23 protein-coding genes are annotated in these 19,922 nt (G+C 70.0%); 13 read left to right on the top strand and 10 right to left on the bottom strand.

Translation table 11 applies throughout. The features are described 5' to 3' along the window. Window positions 1-68 precede the first annotated feature (68 nt). The 3 genes from EDD92_RS22435 to EDD92_RS22425 all read left to right on the top strand — a co-directional run bounded on the left by EDD92_RS22435 (window position 69) and on the right by EDD92_RS22425 (window position 1,881). A complete protein-coding gene (locus EDD92_RS22435) occupies window positions 69-695 on the top strand; it encodes a helix-turn-helix domain-containing protein (RefSeq protein WP_123965988.1) in 627 nt (208 codons plus the stop codon). Between the two features lie 68 nt (window positions 696-763). Then, window positions 764-1,417, top strand: a complete 654-nt coding sequence (locus EDD92_RS22430) for a hypothetical protein (protein WP_123965987.1) — start codon at window positions 764-766, stop codon at window positions 1,415-1,417. A 131-nt stretch (window positions 1,418-1,548) separates the two neighbouring features. Next, entirely contained in the window at window positions 1,549-1,881 is a 333-nt protein-coding gene (locus EDD92_RS22425; protein WP_030941470.1) for a DUF2516 family protein, read from the top strand. A 132-nt stretch (window positions 1,882-2,013) separates the two neighbouring features. Here the strand turns inward: EDD92_RS22425 and EDD92_RS22420 are convergent, their stop codons facing one another. The 3 genes from EDD92_RS22420 to EDD92_RS22410 form a co-directional block, all read right to left on the bottom strand. After that, a complete protein-coding gene (locus EDD92_RS22420) occupies window positions 2,014-3,321 on the bottom strand; it encodes a PP2C family protein-serine/threonine phosphatase (protein ID WP_123965986.1) in 1,308 nt (435 codons plus the stop codon). A 297-nt stretch (window positions 3,322-3,618) separates the two neighbouring features. Continuing rightward, window positions 3,619-4,716 carry a C40 family peptidase gene (locus tag EDD92_RS22415; protein WP_123965985.1) on the bottom strand — a complete coding sequence of 366 codons (1,098 nt, stop codon included), beginning with the start codon at window positions 4,714-4,716 and terminating at the stop codon, window positions 3,619-3,621. 191 nt (window positions 4,717-4,907) lie between these two features. After that, on the bottom strand, window positions 4,908-5,720 hold the full coding sequence (locus EDD92_RS22410) for a class I SAM-dependent methyltransferase (protein WP_123965984.1): 813 nt from the start codon (window positions 5,718-5,720) through the stop codon (window positions 4,908-4,910). 420 nt (window positions 5,721-6,140) lie between these two features. Here EDD92_RS22410 and mshA point away from each other — a divergent pair, with 420 nt between their 5' ends. The 3 genes from mshA to EDD92_RS22395 all read left to right on the top strand — a co-directional run bounded on the left by mshA (window position 6,141) and on the right by EDD92_RS22395 (window position 9,745). Next, entirely contained in the window at window positions 6,141-7,478 is a 1,338-nt protein-coding gene (gene mshA, locus EDD92_RS22405; protein ID WP_123965983.1) for a D-inositol-3-phosphate glycosyltransferase, read from the top strand. Continuing rightward, on the top strand, window positions 7,471-7,971 hold the full coding sequence (locus tag EDD92_RS22400; RefSeq protein WP_123965982.1) for a YbjN domain-containing protein: 501 nt from the start codon (window positions 7,471-7,473) through the stop codon (window positions 7,969-7,971). Before mshA ends, EDD92_RS22400 begins: the two co-directional genes overlap by 8 nt. A 109-nt stretch (window positions 7,972-8,080) precedes the next feature. Then, window positions 8,081-9,745 (top strand): glycosyl hydrolase family 28-related protein, encoded by a 1,665-nt coding sequence (locus EDD92_RS22395; RefSeq protein ID WP_123965981.1) that lies wholly within the window; start codon window positions 8,081-8,083, stop codon window positions 9,743-9,745. 18 nt (window positions 9,746-9,763) lie between these two features. Here EDD92_RS22395 and EDD92_RS22390 read toward each other — a convergent pair whose 3' ends face one another. Both EDD92_RS22390 and EDD92_RS22385 read right to left on the bottom strand, forming a co-directional pair. Next, window positions 9,764-10,411 (bottom strand): class I SAM-dependent methyltransferase, encoded by a 648-nt coding sequence (locus EDD92_RS22390; protein ID WP_123965980.1) that lies wholly within the window; start codon window positions 10,409-10,411, stop codon window positions 9,764-9,766. A 42-nt stretch (window positions 10,412-10,453) separates the two neighbouring features. Further along, window positions 10,454-11,257 (bottom strand): AraC family transcriptional regulator, encoded by an 804-nt coding sequence (locus tag EDD92_RS22385; protein WP_123965979.1) that lies wholly within the window; start codon window positions 11,255-11,257, stop codon window positions 10,454-10,456. Here EDD92_RS22385 and EDD92_RS22380 point away from each other — a divergent pair. The 4 genes from EDD92_RS22380 (at window position 11,256) to EDD92_RS22370 (ending at window position 14,141) form a co-directional block, all read left to right on the top strand. Next, the gene (locus EDD92_RS22380) at window positions 11,256-11,735 is read left to right on the top strand and encodes a DUF2000 domain-containing protein (protein WP_123965978.1); all 480 of its coding nucleotides are present in this window, start codon (window positions 11,256-11,258) and stop codon (window positions 11,733-11,735) included. The genes EDD92_RS22385 and EDD92_RS22380 overlap by 2 nt on opposite strands. Window positions 11,736-12,045: 310 nt before the next feature. After that, window positions 12,046-12,270, top strand: a complete 225-nt coding sequence (locus tag EDD92_RS22375; RefSeq protein WP_123965977.1) for a hypothetical protein — start codon at window positions 12,046-12,048, stop codon at window positions 12,268-12,270. Window positions 12,271-12,497: 227 nt separating this feature from the next. Continuing rightward, window positions 12,498-12,662, top strand: a complete 165-nt coding sequence (locus tag EDD92_RS49940) for a hypothetical protein (RefSeq protein WP_185124097.1) — start codon at window positions 12,498-12,500, stop codon at window positions 12,660-12,662. Window positions 12,663-13,208: 546 nt separating this feature from the next. Beyond that, window positions 13,209-14,141: a ribosome-inactivating family protein gene (locus EDD92_RS22370; protein ID WP_181922415.1), complete on the top strand. Its 933-nt coding sequence runs from the start codon at window positions 13,209-13,211 to the stop codon at window positions 14,139-14,141. Between the two features lie 148 nt (window positions 14,142-14,289). Here the strand turns inward: EDD92_RS22370 and EDD92_RS22365 are convergent, their stop codons facing one another. Both EDD92_RS22365 and EDD92_RS22360 read right to left on the bottom strand, forming a co-directional pair. Then, window positions 14,290-15,153, bottom strand: a complete 864-nt coding sequence (locus EDD92_RS22365) for a helix-turn-helix domain-containing protein (RefSeq protein ID WP_123965975.1) — start codon at window positions 15,151-15,153, stop codon at window positions 14,290-14,292. A gap of 204 nt (window positions 15,154-15,357) precedes the next feature. Further along, window positions 15,358-15,837 carry an ATP-binding protein gene (locus EDD92_RS22360; RefSeq protein WP_185124096.1) on the bottom strand — a complete coding sequence of 160 codons (480 nt, stop codon included), beginning with the start codon at window positions 15,835-15,837 and terminating at the stop codon, window positions 15,358-15,360. A gap of 155 nt (window positions 15,838-15,992) precedes the next feature. Here EDD92_RS22360 and EDD92_RS22355 point away from each other — a divergent pair, with 155 nt between their 5' ends. Further along, on the top strand, window positions 15,993-16,868 hold the full coding sequence (locus EDD92_RS22355; protein ID WP_123965973.1) for a helix-turn-helix transcriptional regulator: 876 nt from the start codon (window positions 15,993-15,995) through the stop codon (window positions 16,866-16,868). Continuing rightward, complete coding sequence (locus EDD92_RS22350) at window positions 16,865-17,137, top strand: DUF397 domain-containing protein (RefSeq protein ID WP_123965972.1); 273 nt, start codon at window positions 16,865-16,867, stop codon at window positions 17,135-17,137. The genes EDD92_RS22355 and EDD92_RS22350 overlap by 4 nt, the downstream gene beginning before the upstream one ends. A 28-nt stretch (window positions 17,138-17,165) precedes the next feature. Here the strand turns inward: EDD92_RS22350 and EDD92_RS22345 are convergent, their stop codons facing one another. Then, complete coding sequence (locus EDD92_RS22345; protein WP_123965971.1) at window positions 17,166-18,419, bottom strand: MFS transporter; 1,254 nt, start codon at window positions 18,417-18,419, stop codon at window positions 17,166-17,168. Window positions 18,420-18,571: 152 nt separating this feature from the next. Between EDD92_RS22345 and EDD92_RS22340 the strand changes: the two genes are divergently transcribed. After that, entirely contained in the window at window positions 18,572-19,333 is a 762-nt protein-coding gene (locus tag EDD92_RS22340) for a phosphoglyceromutase (protein WP_123965970.1), read from the top strand. 69 nt (window positions 19,334-19,402) lie between these two features. Here the strand turns inward: EDD92_RS22340 and EDD92_RS22335 are convergent, their stop codons facing one another. Both EDD92_RS22335 and EDD92_RS22330 read right to left on the bottom strand, forming a co-directional pair. Beyond that, entirely contained in the window at window positions 19,403-19,621 is a 219-nt protein-coding gene (locus EDD92_RS22335; RefSeq protein ID WP_123965969.1) for a hypothetical protein, read from the bottom strand. A 44-nt stretch (window positions 19,622-19,665) separates the two neighbouring features. Continuing rightward, a complete protein-coding gene (locus EDD92_RS22330; RefSeq protein ID WP_123965968.1) occupies window positions 19,666-19,899 on the bottom strand; it encodes a hypothetical protein in 234 nt (77 codons plus the stop codon). Window positions 19,900-19,922: the final 23 nt, after the last annotated feature.

Genomic DNA, 19,922 nt, shown 5'->3' with positions numbered 1-19,922 from the left:
GAGTGGCGTGGCGCACTATTGCAAGCGGCTGCTTGCAATAGTTAGCGAGGATGGTGCAAGGTGGAGGCATGGCAACGCTCAACGTCGGCAATCTCGGCGAGTACCTGCGCGAACAGCGGCGCACCGCGCAGCTGTCGCTCAGGCAGCTCGCCGACGCCGCCGGGGTGTCCAATCCGTATCTGAGCCAGATCGAGCGCGGGCTGCGCAAGCCGAGCGCGGAGGTGTTGCAGCAGGTCGCCAAGGCGCTGCGGATCTCCGCCGAGACGCTGTACGTCCGCGCCGGCATCCTCGACGCCGAGCGGGACCGGGACGAGGTGGAGACGCGCGCCGTCATCCTCGCCGATCCCACGCTGAACGAGCGGCAGAAGCAGGTGCTGCTCCAGATCTACGAGTCCTTCCGCAAGGAGAACGGGTTCGGGATCGCCGGCGCGGCGGACGAGATGACCGAGGCGGCCCCGGAGGCCGGCGCGGTGGTCCTGAGTGCCGAGCCCGGCCAGGGCGCCACGGACACACGGGACGCTCAGGACACCGACACCGCGATACGCCGTCCCCGCGAGGACGACGGCGAGCAGACCGGTGAGCGCCGCACCCGCAAGACCCGCACGGCCGGCGGACGCAGGTCCGCCACGCGCCGCACCCGCACGTCCGACGGCAACGATGCCGAACCGCACGACCCGCAGCAGCCCACCGGTTGAGCAGACCGGCCACGCTGCCCGCGGCACCCAAAACCCTCAGCTGCAAGCGACCCGGGAGGACCATCACCATGGCCATCACCGACGACCTCCGCAAGACCCTCAGCGACCCGACGCCGCTCTACTTCGCCGCCGGCACCGCCGACCTGGCCCTTCAGCAGGCCAAGAAGGTGCCCGGCATCGTGGAGCAGCTGCGCGCCGAGGCCCCGGCCCGTTTCGAGGCCGTCCGCACCACCGACCCGAAGGCCGTCCAGGAGAAGGCCCAGGCCCGTGCCAAGGAGGCCGGCGCCAAGGTCAAGGAGACCCAGGAGAACCTCCAGGCCAAGGTCACCGAGTTCCTGGCGACCCTCGACGGCGACATCAAGAAGCTCGGCTCCACCCTCGACGCCGACCTCAAGAAGATCGGCGAGTCGGCCCAGGACCTCGCGCTGCGCGGTGTCGGCGTCGCCGCCGAGTACGCAGTGAAGGCCCGCGAGACCTACGAGAAGGTCGCCGAGCACGGCGAGCAGGCCGTGAAGACCTGGCGCGGCGAGGCGGCCGAGGAGATCGAGGAGCTGGCCGTCGCCGTCGAGCCGAAGGCCGAGCCGGTCGAGGCCAAGGAAGGCGCCGCCAAGCCGGCCGAGGCCACGGCCGCCTCCACTCCGGCGAAGAAGACCGCCGCCAAGAAGGCGCCGGCCCGCAAGACCACCACCACCGCCAAGAAGACGACGCCGCCCGCGAAGTAACACGGACGGGTGATCGGTAACGGGTCGGGCACTCCTGGAGCGCCCGGCCCGTTGTGCGGGTAGCCGGTGTTCGGGAACGGGTACGGTGACCGCGTAGGAACAAGCCGAGTCTGGTGGTGGACGTAGTGCTGATGCAGGGATTTGCAGGGTTGATGTGGCTGCTGAGCATGGCCCTGATCCTTTTCAGCGGCTTCGCGCTGATCGACGCGGCCGTCCGCCGAGAGGACGCCTACCGCGCAGTCGGCAAGCAGACCAAGCCGTTCTGGCTGATCATCCTCGCCATCGCCTTCGTGGTGAACATCATCTTCCCGATCCTGTCGTTCCTGCCCGCCATAGGCCTGGTGGCCAGCATCGTCTACATGGTCGACGTCCGCCCGGCCCTACGAGGCCTGGCAGGCGGCGGCCGCAACCGCAGGGGCTCAAGCAGCGACGGCCCGTACGGCCCGTACAACGGCGGCCGCTAGAAGCCGCCGGTCAGGGGAGCGCCTTAAGGGGCCGCGGGGCTGTATCGATGTGCGGCTCCGTCGCGTGGGCGCGACCAGCCCCAACGGACGGGCAGTCGGCATCCGACAGACTCCACAACGGCGGGTTCCCGCTCAGACCCCCCGGTCCAGCAGCAGCACCGCAACGTCATCCGTCAGCTCGCCCCCATTGAGCTCACGAACCTCGTTCACGGCAGCCCGAAGCAAGGCTTCGCCCCGCAACCCCTCGGCCAGCTGCCGCCGCACCATCTCGACCATCCCGTCCTGCCCCAGACGCTCCAGCCCCTCCCCGATCCGGCCCTCGATCAGCCCGTCGGTGTAGAGCATCAGACTCCACTCCCGCCCCAACTCCACCTGCATCCGCGGCCACCGCGCACCCGGCAGCAGCCCGAGGGCGGGCCCGTTGTTGTCGTACGGCAGCAGTTCGGCCGTCCGCCCCGGCCGGGCGACCAGCGGCGACGGATGCCCGGCCAGACACAGCCCGGCCCGCCGCCCGTCCGGTGAAATGTCCACCGTGCAGAGCGTCGCGAAGATCTCGTCGTCGGACCGCTCGTGCTCCAGCACCTGCTGCAGCGTCCCGAGCAGCTCGTCACCGCACAGTCCCGCCAGGGTGAGCGCGCGCCAGGCGATCCGCAGCTCCACGCCGAGCGCCGCCTCGTCCGGGCCGTGCCCGCAGACGTCGCCGATCATGGCGTGCACGGTGCCGTCCGGCGTCCGTACGACGTCGTAGAAGTCACCCCCGAGCAGCGCCCGTGACCGCCCCGGCCGGTAGCGTGCGGCGAACCGCAGCGACGAGCCCTCCAGCAGCGGCGTGGGCAGCAGCCCCCGCTCCAGGCGCCGGTTCTCCTGCGCCCGCACCCGGCCCTCGGCGAGCCGTCGCTCGGCCGTGTCGGAACGCTTCCGTTCCACGGCGTAGCGGATCGCCCGGCTCAGCAGCCGGCCGTCCAGTTCGTCCCGGAAGAGGTAGTCCTGGGCGCCGACCCGCACCGCTTCCGCGCCGCGCTCGGCGTCGCCGGACGCGGTGAGCGCGAGGACGGCGTGCCGGGGCGCGAGCTCCAGTACGTGCTTGAGCACGGCGAGCTCGTCGTCGTCATCGCTGCGGCCGGGGGCCGGCAGCGCGAGGTCCAGCAGGATGCAGTGGACGTCGTCGGTCAGCAGCCGCGCGGCCTCGGTGAGGTTGCGGGCGGTGCGGACGCGGATCGGACGGCCGGCCGAGTCCTGCAGCTCGGGTATGACGGTGGAGCCGCCGGGATCGTCCTCGATCAGCAGCAGCGTCAGGTTTGTGGTGGTGGCGGCGTTCTTGTCGACCGTGGCTTCCTTGCGCGGGGTCTGTTTCGTGGAGGTGCCGCCATCTTGCGCGGCCTGCGCCTGACCACTCTCCGCGGCCGGGATCGCTCTCTGCCGCGGTATGGGTACGGGCATCTTGTTGAGTTCCTTCCCTCCCCCCGAGGGCACGCGGAGCGAGAGATCTCGATCCACCGACGGGGACCATAGCGGGTGCCGGCGCCGTAAAGGAATGGCGTGAGACACGCTGCTTGGCCAGGCGCCACTGTCATATGCCGCGATCTGTACCGCAGTTGGACAGGAGGGACGCGGGGCAGGAATGACGAACGTCACGTCCACCGAGGGTTTGCCGGGGTGTTCGGGGTGCAGTGGGTCACGTGACGGGGTTCACGCGTCCGCCCCACCCGCCCTCATATGTCCCTGAACCGCCCGTCCTCACGCGTCCGGCCGGACCACCCCGAGGATCGGCATCGACCCCGCGCCCGTGATCGTCACCGTCCGCCCGGGCCGTGGGGCGTGCACGATCGCGCCGTCGCCGATGTACATCCCGACATGGCTGGCGTCGTCGAAATAGATGATGAGGTCGCCGGGCCGCATGTCCTTGATGTCGACGTGCTCCAACTGCTTCCACTGCTCCTGCGAGGTGCGCGGAATGGCGTGCCCCGCAGCCGCCCAGGCCTGTGAGGTCAGCCCAGAGCAGTCGTACGTCTTCGGGCCCTCGGCGCCCCATTCGTACGGTTTTCCGATCTGGGCCGTGGCGTATGCGACCGCCTTCTTGCCCAACTCGGACGCCTTGCCGTTGATCTCGTCGAGGATCCCGGAGTCGAGCCAGGCGGTCTGTGCCTCGAGGGCGGCCTCCTGCTCCAGCTTGGCGAGGCGCTCCTTCTCCTTCTTCTCCAGCCGGTTCTCGAGCTTCTCGGCGGCCGCGATCTGTTTCTTGATCTTCTTTCGGGCGGTGTCCTTCGCCTTGCGGTTGGCCTCCAGCCTCTTCCACTGGTCGGCGGCGTCCGCGGCGTACTGCTTCAAGTCCTGCTGGGTGCGGGTCATTTCCGTGATCAGGCCCCTGGTCGCGCGCTCGCCCTGCAGCACCCGGCCCGCCCCGTCGAGGAACTGCTGCGGGTTGTGGCTGAGCAGCAGCTGGGCTTCGTCGGGCAGTCCGCCGGTGCGGTACTGGGCGGCGGCCGCAGCGCCCGCCCGCTGCTTCAACTCGTCCAGCTTCTGCTGCCCCTTGACGATCTTCTGCGCCAGGTCGACGATCGCGGCGGACTGCTGCTTGGCCTTCTCCTCGGCCGCGTTGTACGAGTCCGTGGCGACGGCGGCGTCGTGGTAGAGCTGGTCGAGCTTCTCGCGGATCGCCTCAAGGTCCTTGCCGGCCGCGGAAGTCGCGGAGGCGGACGCGTCCGGAGAGGGAGACGTGCTGGGGGAGGGCGTCCGGCCGGCATTCGCGAACGCCGTCCCCGGCGCTGCCAGCACGGTGACCGCGCAGACCACGGTCACGGCCATCGCGATGAGGCCGCGCTTGCCCGTACCCATACCACTACCCCCAAACCTGATTTACCGTCAGTAACTTACGACGCCTGGGGGATCGTGCCACGCCGACGCGCAAAGCGACAGAGCCGCACGCAAGTCGGATTTCCCCCTCCTCCTCGCCGTAAGCGATCTCCCCGCCTTTGTGACGAACGACTCACGGAGATCGTTCCCCGCAGGTCAGGGGCGGGGGCCGGTCAACCGCGGGGCGCCAACGCCTCCCAGGCCACCGTCACTTCGCCCTGCCGCCACCGCCCGGCCCCGTCCGTCACCGGCCAGTCGGCCGTCAGATCCCGCACCGCACGCATCCAGCGCTGGCGGGCGCCGTAGGAGGCATAGGGCGCGGCGGCGGACCAGGCGCGGTCGAAGTCGCGCAGGAAGGCATGCACCGGTTCGCCGGGAACGTTGCGATGGATGAGCGCCTTGGGCAGCCGCTCGGCGAGGTCCGACGGCCGGCCCAGCGAGCCGAGCCGGGTGGCGAAGGTGACCGTCCGCGGCCCCTCAGGCCCGAGCGCGACCCACACATGCCGACGCCCGATCTCGTCACAGGTCCCCTCGACCAGCAGCCCGCCGCGGGAGTGCTCGGTCGCCGGGGCCAGTCGCGCGCAGAGCCGCTGCCACACCGCGGCGACCTCGGCCTCGTCGTACTGGCGCAGGACATTGGCGGCGCGTACGAGATGAGGCCGCTGGGGAACCGGGATCTCGAACCCGCCGTGCCGGAAGACGAGCCCCTCCCGCTCGTACGGCTTCGCCGCCGTCACCCGGGCCGGTTCGATCTCGACGCCGACCACGCGCGCCCGGGGCGCCGCCGTGCGCAGCCGGGCCAGGAGCTCGACGGCCGTCCAGGGTGCGGCGCCGTAGCCGAGGTCGACGGCGACGGGATCCACGGCACGGCGCAGCTCGCCGCCGTGCATGGCCGCGATCCAGCGATCCATGCGGCGCAGCCGATTGGGATTGGTGGTCCCGCGTGTCACGGTTCCCACCGGACGGACCGTGGCGCGGGATGTCATGCGTACGAGGGTAAAGGGACCCGCATTGGCGCAACTGCGAGCAGGGGACGTGCCGGGGGTGTCCGCCCGCAGCGGCGGGCGTCCGCCGCCGGCACGTCACCGCGCACCGGCAACCGCCCGACCGAGGACGGACACCCCCGGCGCGGCCCCGACCCACGACGAACGAGTAGTGCGCGACGCGCACCCCCACTCACCCGCACAGGCCGCCGCAGGCATCCGCACTCAAGCCCTCAATGCACGCAAGCCCCCAGCGCACCCAAGCCCCCAACGCGCCCAAGCCCCGAACAGTTGAGCGACATCCGGTAATGCCCAGGCAAAAATCCCCGTCCCTGGAATGGGAGCCCTCCCCCCGATGTTGCACCCCCTTGGAGGGCGCCCCACACCCTCCCCCCGGCATGCCCGCACAAGGAGGACCGCCACGTGAGCCAGTACGTCAGCAGGCTCGGGCGACGCTCCCAGGCAACGCCCCCGCGGCTGAGGCTGCACCGCCGCCCCCGCCGCGTCGCCATGCTCTCCGTGCACACCTCACCGCTCCACCAGCCCGGCACGGGCGACGCCGGCGGCATGAACGTCTACATCGTGGAGCTCGCGCAGCGCCTCGCCGCGATCAACATCGAGGTCGAGATCTTCACGCGCGCGACCACGGCCGCCCTCCCCCCGACCGTCGAGCTGGCCCCGGGCGTCCTCGTCCGCCACGTCGACGCGGGCCCGTACGAGGGCCTGGCCAAGGAGGAGCTCCCGGCGCAGCTGTGCGCCTTCACGCACGGGGTGATGCAGGCCTGGGCGGGCCACCGCCCCGGCTACTACGACCTCGTGCACTCCCACTACTGGCTCTCCGGCCACGTCGGCTGGCTCGCCGCTCAGCGCTGGGGCGTCCCCCTGGTCCACGCCATGCACACCATGGCCAAGGTCAAGAACGCCAACCTGGCCGACGGCGACACCCCCGAGCCCGTGGCCCGCGTCATCGGCGAGACCCAGATCGTCGAGGCGGCCGACCGCCTCATCGCGAACACCGCCGAGGAAGCCGACGAGCTCGTACGGCACTACAGCGCCGACCCCGGCAAGGTCGCCGTGGTCCACCCGGGCGTCAACCTCGACCGCTTCCGCCCGGCCGACGGCCGCGCCGCCGCCCGCGCCCGCCTCGACCTCCCGCAGGACGCCCTGATCCCCCTCTTCGCGGGCCGCATCCAGCCCCTGAAGGCGCCGGACATCCTCCTGCGCGCTGTGGCCGTGCTCCTCGACGAGCGCCCGGAGCTCCGCTCCCGCATCGTCGTCCCGATCGTCGGCGGCCCCAGCGGCAGCGGCCTCGCCAAGCCCGAGGGCCTGCAGAAACTGGCGTCCCGCCTGGGCATCGCGGACGTGGTGCGCTTCCGCCCGCCGGTCGGCCAGGACCAGCTCGCGGACTGGTTCCGGGCCGCGTCCGTCCTTGTCATGCCGTCCTACAGCGAGTCCTTCGGCCTGGTCGCCATCGAGGCGCAGGCAGCCGGCACCCCGGTGCTCGCGGCCTCGGTCGGCGGGCTGCCGGTGGCCGTGAGCGACAGGGAGACCGGTTTCCTCGTACGGGGCCACAATCCGGCCGACTACGCGCGCGTGCTGTCCGAGTTCGCCGACGACCCGACGCTCCCGTCCCGCATGGGTGCGGCCGCCGCACGGCACGCGCAGTCCTTCGGCTGGGACACCGCGGCCGCCGCGACGGCGGACGTCTACACGGCCGCGATGCAGTCGTACCGGCGTCGCGTACGCTCCCACCATGGCTGATGCAGAGAAAGCGGCCCAGGTGATCGAGGGCGTCCTCAAGGACGCCGAGCTCGAATGGGAGAGCCCCGCCCCCGGCAACTACGTCGTACAGCTCCCCGGCACCCGGAAGCTCAAGACGACCGTCTCCCTCCTCGTCGGCCGCCACTCCCTCTCCGTCAACGCCTTCGTCATCCGCCACCCCGACGAGAACGAGCCCGGCGTCCACCGCTGGCTCCTGGAACGCAACCTCAAGCTGTACGGCGTGAGTTACGCCGTCGACCAGCTGGGCGACATCTACGTCGCGGGCAAGCTCCCCCTCTCCGCCGTCACCCCCGACGAGATCGACCGCCTCCTCGGCCAGGTCCTGGAGGCGGCGGACGGCAGCTTCAACACGCTCCTGGAACTCGGCTTCGCGTCCGCGATCCGCAAGGAGTACGCGTGGCGGGTGGCCCGGGGGGAGTCGACGCGGAACCTGGACGCGTTCACACATCTGACCCAGCGCTCTGCTGAATAACTCCTGCACACCCCCTTTCCGACCACGGACGCTCGTGGCATGCTCACGGCCGACGCAGATCTGAACGTCGTTCATATCCATGAAGATTCGCATGGAAGGGACGTACGGAATGAGCACGGCACACCAGGGCATGACCAGACGGAGCCTTCTCGCCGGCGCCACGGCTGTGGCCGCCGCCGCGGCGACCGGAACCACCGCCTCCGCCGCCCCGACCGGCAGTGAGGTCCCCGGCATCTGGCGGGAGTTCACCCGCACTCCCTTCACCCATCCGCAGATCCCGTACGTCGGCCGGGCCGGCTGCCTGCGCGGGGCGGCGCGCTTCCCCCGCCGCCCCGTCGTGGCCGACGTACGCGACCACGGCGCCGAGCCGGACGGTTCGACCGACTGCGCCCCCGCGATCAACCGTGCCGTCGCCGCCGCCGGGAAGGCCGGCGGGGGCACGGTCACCATCCCGCCGGGGACCTTCCGCATCGACGGCCTCATCCACATCGGGTACGACAACGTCGTGCTGCGTGGCGCCGGAAGCGGCCGTACGACGCTGTACGCGACGAAGAGCCTCACTGAGCTGATCGGTGTCTACGGTTCCCGGTACGGCGGCACCAAGTCGGCCTGGTCCTGGGCGGGAGGCCTCATATGGCTGGCGCCCACGGCCCGTTGGGACTCACTCGTCGCCGCCATCAGGGCCCAGGCCTGGCCCTTCGAGGGCTGGACCGGCAACAGGCGGGACGAGTGGGAGCCCTTGACGGCCGTGCAGCCCGCGCGACAAGGGGACTGGACGGTGACGGTCGCCGACCCGTCACGCCTGCGCCCCGGCCGCCTGGTCCTCCTGCGCATCGCCGACGACGCCGCCCACACCCTCCTCCAGCACATGTCGGGCGACGGACCCGGCCCGGCGGCGTACTACTGGCAGGACAAGACCAAGCTGCTGTCGTACGTCCCCTACGAGTGGCCGGTCCGGGTGGCCCACGTCCGCGGCCGCAGGGTCACGCTGGAGCGCCCGCTCCCGCTCGACCTGCGTCCCGAATGGAACCCCCAATTCACCACGCACGTAAGGGAGTTGACCGGATCAGGCGTCGAAGGCCTCACCCTCGACGTCATGGACACCCCTCAGTCGCCGCACCTTCTCGACAAGGGCTACAACGGGGTCGCGCTGCAGTGCGCGTACGACTGCTGGGTGGACGACGTGACCGTCCGCAACGTCGACAACGGGTTCGGCCTGGTCGCCGCGTCCTCCTGCACCCTGCGCCGCACAAAGGTCGGCGGCCGCGGCGAACACCACCCCTACTTCTGCCGCGAGGGCTCGCACGACAACCTGATCGAGGACTTCACGATCGAACAGCGCACGGTCCCGGCGCCGGAGGGGACGCAGTTGCACGGCATCAACGTCGAGGGCCTGTCCTCCTACAACGTCTGGTCGCGCGGTGACATGCAGATGGGCACCTTCGACTCCCACCGGGGCCTGCCCTTCGCCGACGTCCGCACCGACATCACCGTCAACAACAACGGCCGTCACGGCGGCGACGCGAACGCGGGTCCGCTCTACGGCGCCCGCTTCACACACTGGAACGTCCGCGTGACGAACCGCAGGGCAGGCCTGGTGAAGATCGACGGACTCGCGCCGTACTCCGCGACCGTCGGCGTCAACGAGGTCACGGAGTTCGACCAGACCGACGTGCCGGACTTCACAGGGGACCTGCATGCGCGGCTGGAGCTGTATCCCACGACGGACAGGATCCGGCCGCGGAACCTGTACGAGGCGCAGCGCGAGCTGTAGTCCGCCTCGGGCTGCTGGTCAGCTCGGGCGGAGGGTGTCGTAGCCGATGAAGTCGAACATGCGCTGCCCGGGGCTCAGGGGCCGGGACTCTCCGGCGAATCGGTGGGCTGCGACGCCGTAGCCGAGGCTGGGGTCGGACACCCACAACCGCTCGAAGTCCCGTTCCTCCAGCCAGGTGCAGATCTGGGGTACCAGGTCGGGCTCGAAGTGCCGGGTGCGGGTCCATACGACCGTGCCGCCGGGTCGGCAGAGTTGCGTGAGGTGGTCGATCGTCCGCTCGACATCGGCGTCGACCAGGTTGCCCAGCACCCCGCAGACGAGCACGAGGTCGGCGGGTACGAGAGGGGCGTAGTGGTCGGTCAACGAGGCGTCCCCGGCGAGGACTTCGACGTCCGGCAGCCCCGCGGCCCGCGCCGCGGCCCGCGCCACCGTGACGTTCCGCTCGTCCAACTCGACCAGCCGGGCGCGGACGTCGGCCCGTCGGGGGTGGTCGTGGAGCACACCGATCAGGTCGCGGCCCTGGCCGGCACAGAGGCTGACCGCGGTGAGCGGGCCGGGCGGGGCCTCGTCGAGGGCGAGCCGGATGCGTTCCTGGACGAGGGCCAGGCGCCGGCCGAGATAGGAGTCGGGTGAGTCGTACGCGTGGTGCCACTCATGCCAGTCCATGAGCCGGAAGATACGGCCGCGAGTGCCGCAAGGATGTCCTTGTCACACCTTCTTCGCATAACGCCCCGGGGTCACCCCCACCAACTTCCGGAAATGCCGGGTGAGATGGGACTGGTCGAAGAACCCGGTGGCGGTCGCGACCTCCCCCGGCGACCGGCCGTCGAGGAGGAGACGGCGGGCGAGGTCGACGCGTCGGGAGTTCAGGTACTGGTGCGGTGCGATGCCGTACGCAGTGCTGAACGCCCGTACCAGGTGGGCGGGATGGGCGTGGACGAGCCCCGCGGCCTCGTCGAGGGTGAGGCCGTCGACGACACGCTCGTCGAGGAGCTCGCGCAGGCGGCGGGCGAGGGTGGGATCGGGCCGGGGGGTGTCGGCCCCGGCGTTCGGCCGCAGCTGGGACCGCAGCCGCTCCCCGATGAACGTCAGCCTGCTCTCGGCCTCCAGCTCGTCCCCGGCGTGCGCGAGGGCGGTGTGCAACTGGCCGACGCGCCGCCGCAGCACGGGATCGCGCAGGTCCGGCTGGTCGACGGCGGCCCCGATGAGGTCCTCGCGCAGGTGCGTGGCGTCGAGATAGAGGACGCGCTTGCGAAAGCCGTGCGGGGTGGCGGGGGAGCCGTTGTGCGGGACGTGCGGCGGGAGGAGGGTGACCGTGTCGTGCGGGGTGCCGTGCTCGTGCCGGTCGAGGTCGTACCGTACGGCGCCGTCGTCCACGATGAGCAGTGTCCACGCCTCGTGGACGTGCATCGGGTAGGCGTACTCGGTGAAGTGCGCGTGGAAGACCTCCACGACGCCGGGTATCCGGGGGCGCCAGGCGGAGACCTCCTGCCGGGGGCGCTGAGCGGCCATGCAAAGAACGTACAAGACGGGGCCGTACGGCGGTCGGCAGTCTCGATGCATGAACGACGACGCACCCATCCGTTTCGACACCAAGATCGCCGTCCTGCTGCGGGAGGACCTGGAGCCCTGGCAGCGGCTGAACGTGACCGCGTTCCTGGTCAGCGGCCTGGGGACGGCGGTTCCCGAGGTGATCGGCGAGCCGTACGAGGACGCGGACGGCGTCCGGTATCTGCCGATGTTCCGCCAGCCGGTGCTGGTCTTCGAGGGGACGAAGGAGACGCTGACGGCGGCGCACGGGCGTGCGCTGTCCCGGGCGCTCCCTCGGGCGATCTTCACGAGCGACCTCTTCGCGACCGGCAACGACCGCGACAACCGGGCGGCGGTACGGGCCGTGGGGACGGGTGAGCTGGACCTGGTGGGGATGGCGGTTCACGGGCCGAAGAACGCTGTGGACAAGGTGCTGAGAGGGGCGCGGATGCATCCGTGACCGAATCTGCACAGTGAATGCGCAACCGCGGCGCGAGTGGGTTCTGTTGATGCGGAGTTGTCCTGTTCGCGGCAGCCGGGGCAATAGCTGTCGTCTTCCTGTGCGGCGCCCGGTGTAGAGAAGCTGCCCCCAATTCGTGTGCATGCCCACACGCTTCGGTGGCGGACCGTTTCAACAGCCCAGCTCCGGGCGCCTTCGCACTGGATGCCGGGCACGCTCCGTGGTTTGATCCTGCGCACCGAGCCCCGCCTTCTGTCCCCCGCGGGGCCGCTCCCCCCTCTGGCACATCCATGCGAAGGGCAGTTTCCCCATGAACTCCGCTCCCCAGGTTCAGACCGTCGAGATCTCCGACGCCGAGCTCGACGGCGTCTCCGGCGGCCTGAGCCCGCAGATCTCCCTCACCGCCGGCTCCACGACCCTCAGCAGCGCGGACGCCCTGGCCGAGCTCGACTCGCTCAAGGCGACGGCCCTGGGCAGCCTCGGCGGCACCCTCGGCGCCCTCCCGCACCAGGTCGGCCTGAGCGCCAGCTTCTGATCGCCCGGCCGGCGACCTGACAGCGCCGGCACCGGTCGACAACCACGGCGACAAGCCCTCCACCGGCACAGAACCGCAGGTGGAGGGCTTTGTCATGCCTTCTCCTACGCCCACACGGGTGGCGCCATGTGCGCCGCATTCGGGTGCTTGTGTGTGCGTCGGTGCTTCTGGCACGGGGGCGGGGCGGCATACCTCCGGCAAGCACACACCTACCGAAGGAGACGCTTATGCGTGCATCTGCCGTGCTGGCCGCCATCGCGCTCGCCGGGGCAGTCCTGCTGGGAGGCGCGGCCCAGGCCCTCGCCGACGGCCCCGACGACGACCCGCTCAACGACGTGGCCAACGTCAAGGGCGACCCCGACTTCGGCAAGTTCGAGGGGACTTTCAACTAGGCTTCCGCGCGCTGAGTGCCGGGCCGTAATTTCTTTCGCCCCACCCCGCCCCACCCCCGTTGCACCCCGCCCCGCACCGTGACGTTCATGGTGTGGGGCGGAGGATTTTCCAGGGGTACCTCCAGAGCGCGCGCAGAACGCCGTTCCTTGACGAGCCCACCGCGGTCGGCTCATTTCTGCCACCGACTGTGATCAATCAACTCCGCACAGGTGATGAAACGGTTGATTGAGGCGCTCGGAATTTTGATTGGCCCCCCGATTCGGCTCGCCGATCAACCCCCTCCCGCCGGAAAGTCGGTTGCATGCCCAACCGGACGGAAGGGAGCAGATGCCCACCTTGAGCGGAACTGCTCAAGCCGCCGGTCCGCCTCGCACCCCACGCTGAGGCGACCGCCGTGCATCACCTGGGTCCCACCCGGCACAGGGAGGACCCGGGCCCCCACATGGCGCCCATGTCCGCGCTGCACGCCAAGTCGTGCTGCCGCACGTCCGGGCAAGCGCAGGACAACGCGGGCACGGTGCGCCATCCCACATCAGGAGAAGCACATGAGTACTGAGATCGCAGTCGGCAGCCCTCTGCGCGGCCGACGCAGGAGAATGACCATAGCTACCGCAGGCGCGGTACTGCTCGCACTGTGCCTGGCCCTGCTCAGCCCCCTCGGTGCCGCGAAAGCCTTCGCGATCGATGACGCGCGTGACGTCACCTGGGACATCAGCCAAGGCCGGTCCGGCTACGCGCAGATGATCAAAGATGTCCGCGGCCGAGTCGAGCAGCAGGCGATCTACGGAAGCGGCTCGTCGGGGACGGTGTATACCACCGACACCAACGCCCAGGACTACTTCCTCGTCAACGTGTTCGACGGGCCCAACCTGCTGACCCGGCTCGTCCTGAACGCCCACAACCTGTATGTGCAGGGCTACTACAATCCCAACGACAGCACCTACCACTACACCGCGACCGCGGACCTCCGGGACGCGAACTGGCTCCCGTCCACGTCGGCGAACCCGCGGATTGCACTCCAGCTCCCGTTCTCGGGCAACTATGGCGGCACGACCAGGTTGCCGGACGGCACAACGGCGCAGGGCCTGACCAACTTCTCCGGCAACTCCAAGACGAGCCCGATATTCGCCACCCGCTATGCCCGCGACAACGCGAACGTGCTCGCCGACACGAACCAAGCAGACAGCAACAGGGCCGGAGCGCTCCTGTGGTTCGTTGAAGCTGTCGCCGAGGGCGCCCGGTTCAACGCCATCTCCGACCGGATCATCAACGGGTGGAACGACGACTGGGGATACAGCTTCGACTGGGCAGACGACGGCCTGACAACCAACTGGCAGGCGATCGGCGACAACTTCCAGCAGCGACTCAACAACCAGAATGTGCAGCCGCCCGCCTCGATCGGCCGGTACAACTTCCAGACAATCGCCAACACCGCGGCCATCTACTTCCTCATGCTGTTGTACAAATCAACCACCTGACAGCCTCTGTGCTCAGCATCAGCGTTCGCGATCCGCGCACTGGACGGCTGATGCGTCGGCCCTCGGACGACCCACCGGAGAACACCGGTGGGTCGTCCGAGGGCTCTTCCGGTGCCCGTAGTCGGCCTGAGTGCTCCCGGTGTCGGGCTCAGACGGCGGCGGCCACGGGAGTGCGGCAGTCATGGCAACGTCCTGGGGTGGGGGAGCGGAAGGCGCGATCGCAGCCGTCGCAGTTTCGCAGCGGGTGCCGGACGGTCGGCGCCGGGGCCGGGGCCCGGAACGGCGGCGGTGGTGGCAGCTGGGCTGCGAGGCGGTGGGCCAGGAGGGCCGCCGGGCGGTGCAGGGGTTCGGGTGGCAGGTCCGCGGTCAGCGCGTGACGTACGGCGGTGGGGCTGACGTCGCGTTCCAGCCAGGCGGCTACGCCCGGCGCGAGGTGGGCCGTATCGCAGGTGGAGAGCAGCAGGCGGGGGTCCTGGCGGCGGAGGTCCGAGAGGAGGTCGGTGGCCTGCTGGAGGAGGGCGGGGGCGGGGCAGACCGGCTGCGGGACGGTGGGGAGGGCCTTCTTGCGGGGTGGCCTGGGCTTCTTCGGGGTCGTGGATCCGTGGTCCTCGGCGGCCCGGCGGTGATGGCCCGGCTGGTTGCAGGAGACCGTGCGGGTGACGATACGGCCGCTGGGGGCGCGGGTGCGTTCGCGGCGCAGGTAGCCGTGGGCTTCGAGTTCGCGCAGGGCGGCGGCGATACGGGTGGCGCCTTCGGGGAAGCGGGCGGCGAGGGTCTTGATGTCGACGCGGGCCCCCTTCGGCAGTGACTGGATGTGGCACGCCAGGCCGATCGCCAGGAGGGAGAGTTCCGCGTGCTGGGTGAGGTGGTTGCCGATCACCGTGAAGCGGGTGGTGTGGCGGGCGTTGTCGTGGGTGAGGCTGCCGCCGGACGGGGAGTCCCGGTGGGGGTGGTTTTTGCCCGGGATACGGGACTGGGCGCGCGCGGGCGCGCTAGGGTTTTCGCTGTCCATCGGGAAGTCCTTACCTTCCTCGGTGGTCAGGCCCCCGCACTGGGATTGCAGTCCCGGCGGGGGCCGTCGCATGTCTGCCGCTGTGCTGTGTCGCGCTGAGCGTAGGGCAGGCAACCGGGCCGAAATCCAGCTGAGTTGGCGTTGTTCACTCGCGAGGGTGAGTGCGCGCCGCGGGCGGGAGGGGTGGGGCTTGGTGGGGTTCTTTCACCGTGGAGTTCCTTGGAAAAGAGCACCCGTCGCACCGCAGCACGGGCGACCGGGTTCCGGTGCCGGTACTGGTTCCGGGAGGGCGACTTCGGCCCAGACGGTCTTGCGCGGATACGGCCCCGGTGCGGCGCCCCAACGGTCGGCCAGCGCGTCGACTAGTACGAGCCCCCGGCCGGACTCGGCGTCACCGGACGGGAGTTGGGCACACGGGGGCCGGTCACCGCGCGTGTCGGTGACCTCGATGCGAAGGGTGCCGCCGACGACGTAGAGCGTGAGGCGGAAGTCGCGTCCCGGTACGCGGCCGTGTGTCGCCGCGTTCGCCGCCAGCTCGGCCACGATGTGCACCGCCGGGTCCAACGGCAGCCCCCAGGAGCGGAGTTGCTCGGTGGCGAGGAGACGGGCGAGGCGGGCTCCGCGGCGCGTCGGGGACAGGAGGACGCTCAAGTTGCGGACAGAGGTGGCGGTTTCTTGATTCACATCACTCAGCGTGGCGGCGTCTGCCTACTGTGAACAGTGACGACGCGGTTGCGTAGAGCGACTGTCCAAGGCTTGTCCAGGCGTGTCCAAGCTGTCGGGACGGTGCGTACGGGTAGGGGCGTCGCGGGCACGGTCGTACGACGGAGGGGTGCGGGATGTCGGTGGACGGCGAGGCGGTACGGCTCAGGACCGAGGCGGACGAGCCGGGTTGGGAGGTGGACCCGGACGACGAGTGGGGCGTGGCCGTCATCGCCACCGTGGGACGGCAGTTGAGGCTGCGGCGGGAGGCGGTGGGGATGCGCGTGCCCGAGTTCGGGGCGGCAGTCGGGTACGGCGATGACCTGGTCTACAAGATCGAGGCGGGAAAGCGGATTCCGCGCCAGGAGTATTTGGACAAGGCCGACGAGGTGCTGGGGGCGGGCGGGCTCATTTCCGCTACCTGGGAGGACGTGAAGAAGGTCCGGTATCCGAAGAAGGTGCGGGACTTGGCCGCCATGGAGGCCAAGGCGGTCGAGCTTCAGCTCTACGACCCCCTGAATGTCCACGGGCTGTTGCAGACGCCGGAGTACGCACGCGGGCTGCTCCTCATGCGGCGCCCTGCGTACACCGTGGACGAGGTGGAGCGGTTCATCGCAGCGCGCGTGGCGCGCAAGGCGGTCTTCGAGCGGGACCCGGCGCCCGAGGTCAGCTTCGTCCTGGAGGAGTGGACGCTGCGACGTCCACTCGGAGGGAAGGCGGCGCTGCGCCGCCAGCTGGAACATCTGTTGGAGACAGGGCAGTTGAGGAATGTCGAGCTTCAAGTGATGCCGATGGATCGCGAGGAGCACGCGGGACTGGCGGGTGGTATTGAGGTGCTGAAGTTCGAGGACGGCTCAGCCGTGGGGCGTTCGCCTGCCGTGGCCAACGGCCGCCCGGTATCCGAACCCAAGCAGCTCCGTATCCTTGAACTGCGGTATGGCATCATCCGGGCTCAGGCGCTCACACCACGTGAGTCGACGGCCTTCATCGAGCAACTGCTGGGGGAAACATGATCCGCAACACCTCGGCTGGGAACGCCTCCGAGCTGGCGTGGTTCAAGAGCAGCTACAGCAGCAGCAGCGAGGGCGACTCCTGCGTCGAAGTCGCGCTGGCCTGGTCCAAGAGCAGCTACAGCAGCAGCGGTGACGGCGAATCCTGCGTGGAGATCGCCATAGCCCCCCGCACCGTCCACATCCGCGACTCCAAGAACATCCATGGCCCCCGCCTCGCCTTGGCCCCCCAGGCCTGGGCCGACTTCGTGACGTACGCCTCCGAAGCCTGACCCCGCCCGGGCGGCAGGCACTGCACCTTCACCCCGCCGCGACCTCCGCCCCGGCGGCGGCCGGAACCGTAGCCGCCGCCCCCTCCGGCGGAAGCTGCCGCATAAGGGCGCCGTACCCAACAGCGGCAACCGTGCCGACGACCGCGCACACCCCCCACAACCACTCGGCCCCGAACCGGTCTATGACGACACCGGACATCAGCGGAGCGACCAGCGCGGCGAGGGACCACGACAGCGTGTACACACCCTGGTAGCGCCCACGCCCGTGCACGGGCGACAACCGCACAACCAACCCCGTCTGCGTCGGCGCGTTGACCATCTCGCCCAGAGTCCACACGCACACGGTGAGCGCGAAGACGCCGACCGACCCGGCGAAGGCGGTGAGCCCGAAGCCGTACCCGGCCAGCAGGGACGAGACCACGAGCAGCCGCCCGGGATCCCGGCGTTCGATGAACCGGGTGACAGGGATCTGCAGCGCAACGATCAGTACGCCGTTCACGGCGATGGCCATGCCGTAGTCGGCAGGAGTGAACCCGGCCTGCCCCATGGCGACGGGCAGTCCCACCGACCCCTGCTGAAACACGAGGGCGACCAGGAACGACAGCCCGACGACACCCATGAACCGCTTGTCGCGGACCACGGTGCCGAGGCCGACGTCCTCCCGCGCCCCCTTGGAGACTCCGGCGACCGGCCGTGACTCGGGCAGCTTCAGGAAGACGACAACCGCACACACCGCCGTCATCCCGGCCTCGATCAGGAACCCGGCGAGATAGCTGAACTCGGCGATGAACCCGGCGGCCATGGAGGAGACGGCGAAGCCGAGGTTGATGGCCCAGTAGTTGAGGGAGAACGCCCGCACCCGGTCCTCGGGCCGCACGATGTCGGCCATCATCGCCTGGACGGCGGGCCTGGAGGCGTTGGACGCCATGCCCACCAGGAACGCGACAGCGGCGATGGCGACGGGATCGTGCACGAACCCGAGGAGCGCGACGGAGACGGCGGTCGACGACTGGGCGATCAGCAGGGTGGGCCGCCGCCCGAGCCGGTCGGTCATGACACCGCCCCCGAGCGAGGAGACGACCCCGCCGAGCCCGTGCAGGGACGCGACGAGACCGGCGTAGGAGGCGGAGTACCCGCGGTCGATCGTCAGGTACAGAGCCATGAAGGTGGCGACGAAGGCGCCGAGCCGGTTGACGAGGGTGCTGGTCCACAGCCACCAGAACTCGCGGGGCAGCCCGGAGACGGTCTCCCGGGCGGCACGTCTCAGACTGGCGACTGACATCGAGAATCCCCCATGGACGTAAGTGGCGCAGACAGCAGGCACAACTTACGCACCAGTCGAGGGGTCGGGCCACTCAATTAACAGATGCCGTCAACTGTCCGCCTGCTGGGCGGGCCTCCTGTGGCCCGAATGCGTGGATTACGCTCTGGGACATGGCCGACGCACCGTACAAGCTGATCCTCCTCCGCCACGGCGAGAGCGAGTGGAACGCGAAGAACCTGTTCACCGGCTGGGTGGACGTCAACCTGAACGAGAAGGGCGAGAAGGAGGCAGTCCGCGGTGGCGAGCTCCTGAAGGACGCCGACCTTCTCCCCGACGTGGTCCACACGTCCCTCCAGAAGCGCGCGATCCGCACGGCGCAGCTCGCGCTGGAGTCCGCGGACCGCCACTGGATCCCGGTCCACCGCAGCTGGCGCCTGAACGAGCGCCACTACGGAGCCCTCCAGGGCAAGGACAAGGCGCAGACCCTCGCGGAGTTCGGCGAGGAGCAGTTCATGCTGTGGCGCCGCTCGTACGACACCCCGCCCCCGCCCCTTGAGGACGGCACGGAGTTCTCCCAGTCGGGCGACCCGCGCTACGCGTCGATCCCGCCGGAGCTCCGCCCCCGCACGGAGTGCCTGAAGGACGTCGTCGTCCGCATGCTCCCGTACTGGTACGACGGCATCGTCCCGGACCTCCTCTCCGGCCGCACGGTCCTTGTCGCCGCCCACGGCAACAGCCTCCGCGCCCTGGTCAAGCACCTGGACGGCATCTCGGACGCGGACATCGCGGGCCTGAACATCCCGACCGGCATCCCGCTGTACTACGAGCTCGACGCCGACTTCAAGCCGGTCACCCCCGGCGGCAAGTACCTCGACCCGGAGGCGGCCGCGGCGGCCATCGAGGCGGTCAAGAACCAGGGCAAGAAGAAGTAACCCGTACTTGTCAAGGCCCCTGCCTGCGGATCTCCCGTAGGTGGGGGCCTTCCTGCTGTGCTGGGGCCATCACGTCTCCGGGCCCCAGCGCTCCGGCCCCACCCCCCGCCAGTCGATCCACGGCGACTCCGCCACGTCCGCCGGATCGATCTCCAGTCCGGCCCGGCGGAGGAACTCCGCGACGTCGGCCACGTTGTGCGCCAGGCCGAGGATCTCGCCGTCCACGCGCACGCGTCGGCCACCCGTGGGCGACGGTGGGTGCACGATCACGCGAATCGGTCCGGACATGCCTTCAGGATCATCCGGGACGTGCGGGCCTGCATTCCAGCGCGTCATCGAGGGAGCCGCTCACTGGCGTTCCCGGGTGATCGTCCCAGGTCACGGAGGTCCCACCAGGCTGCGGGACTTGGGCGCCGGTGCTGCCAGTAGGGGTGGAAGTACAGCTGGGCCGACAGCCGGTGCAGGCGCCGGCGCAGCTCGGTGCGGCCGGGCTGCTCGGCGAGCCGGCGGTAGGTGGCACTCCAGTCCTGCTGCGCCTGGGCGAGGTCGTCGGGGAACGGTCGCATGACCGAATTCAAGCATGTGTTCG

The organism is Streptomyces sp. TLI_185 (assembly GCF_003814765.1).
GTDB lineage: Bacteria > Actinomycetota > Actinomycetes > Streptomycetales > Streptomycetaceae > Streptomyces.
Note: the sequence above shows the minus strand (reverse complement) of the source record. Positions and strands in the feature narration are given on the sequence as shown.

What these genes read in the sequence shown, in the direction of transcription:
- EDD92_RS22435 (WP_123965988.1), top strand. Translation starts at nt 69, where the DNA reads ATGGCAACGCTCAACGTCGGCAATCTCGGCGAGTACCTGCGCGAACAG.
- EDD92_RS22430 (WP_123965987.1), top strand. Translation starts at nt 764, where the DNA reads ATGGCCATCACCGACGACCTCCGCAAGACCCTCAGCGACCCGACGCCG.
- EDD92_RS22425 (WP_030941470.1), top strand. Translation starts at nt 1,549, where the DNA reads ATGCAGGGATTTGCAGGGTTGATGTGGCTGCTGAGCATGGCCCTGATC.
- EDD92_RS22420 (WP_123965986.1), bottom strand. Translation starts at nt 3,321, where the DNA reads ATGCCCGTACCCATACCGCGGCAGAGAGCGATCCCGGCCGCGGAGAGT.
- EDD92_RS22415 (WP_123965985.1), bottom strand. Translation starts at nt 4,716, where the DNA reads ATGGGTACGGGCAAGCGCGGCCTCATCGCGATGGCCGTGACCGTGGTC.
- EDD92_RS22410 (WP_123965984.1), bottom strand. Translation starts at nt 5,720, where the DNA reads ATGACATCCCGCGCCACGGTCCGTCCGGTGGGAACCGTGACACGCGGG.
- EDD92_RS22400 (WP_123965982.1), top strand. Translation starts at nt 7,471, where the DNA reads ATGGCTGATGCAGAGAAAGCGGCCCAGGTGATCGAGGGCGTCCTCAAG.
- EDD92_RS22395 (WP_123965981.1), top strand. Translation starts at nt 8,081, where the DNA reads ATGAGCACGGCACACCAGGGCATGACCAGACGGAGCCTTCTCGCCGGC.
- EDD92_RS22390 (WP_123965980.1), bottom strand. Translation starts at nt 10,411, where the DNA reads ATGGACTGGCATGAGTGGCACCACGCGTACGACTCACCCGACTCCTAT.
- EDD92_RS22380 (WP_123965978.1), top strand. Translation starts at nt 11,256, where the DNA reads ATGCAAAGAACGTACAAGACGGGGCCGTACGGCGGTCGGCAGTCTCGA.
- EDD92_RS22385 (WP_123965979.1), bottom strand. Translation starts at nt 11,257, where the DNA reads ATGGCCGCTCAGCGCCCCCGGCAGGAGGTCTCCGCCTGGCGCCCCCGG.
- EDD92_RS22375 (WP_123965977.1), top strand. Translation starts at nt 12,046, where the DNA reads ATGAACTCCGCTCCCCAGGTTCAGACCGTCGAGATCTCCGACGCCGAG.
- EDD92_RS49940 (WP_185124097.1), top strand. Translation starts at nt 12,498, where the DNA reads ATGCGTGCATCTGCCGTGCTGGCCGCCATCGCGCTCGCCGGGGCAGTC.
- EDD92_RS22370 (WP_181922415.1), top strand. Translation starts at nt 13,209, where the DNA reads ATGAGTACTGAGATCGCAGTCGGCAGCCCTCTGCGCGGCCGACGCAGG.
- EDD92_RS22365 (WP_123965975.1), bottom strand. Translation starts at nt 15,153, where the DNA reads ATGGACAGCGAAAACCCTAGCGCGCCCGCGCGCGCCCAGTCCCGTATC.
- EDD92_RS22355 (WP_123965973.1), top strand. Translation starts at nt 15,993, where the DNA reads ATGTCGGTGGACGGCGAGGCGGTACGGCTCAGGACCGAGGCGGACGAG.
- EDD92_RS22350 (WP_123965972.1), top strand. Translation starts at nt 16,865, where the DNA reads ATGATCCGCAACACCTCGGCTGGGAACGCCTCCGAGCTGGCGTGGTTC.
- EDD92_RS22345 (WP_123965971.1), bottom strand. Translation starts at nt 18,419, where the DNA reads ATGTCAGTCGCCAGTCTGAGACGTGCCGCCCGGGAGACCGTCTCCGGG.
- EDD92_RS22340 (WP_123965970.1), top strand. Translation starts at nt 18,572, where the DNA reads ATGGCCGACGCACCGTACAAGCTGATCCTCCTCCGCCACGGCGAGAGC.
- EDD92_RS22335 (WP_123965969.1), bottom strand. Translation starts at nt 19,621, where the DNA reads ATGTCCGGACCGATTCGCGTGATCGTGCACCCACCGTCGCCCACGGGT.
- EDD92_RS22330 (WP_123965968.1), bottom strand. Translation starts at nt 19,899, where the DNA reads ATGCGACCGTTCCCCGACGACCTCGCCCAGGCGCAGCAGGACTGGAGT.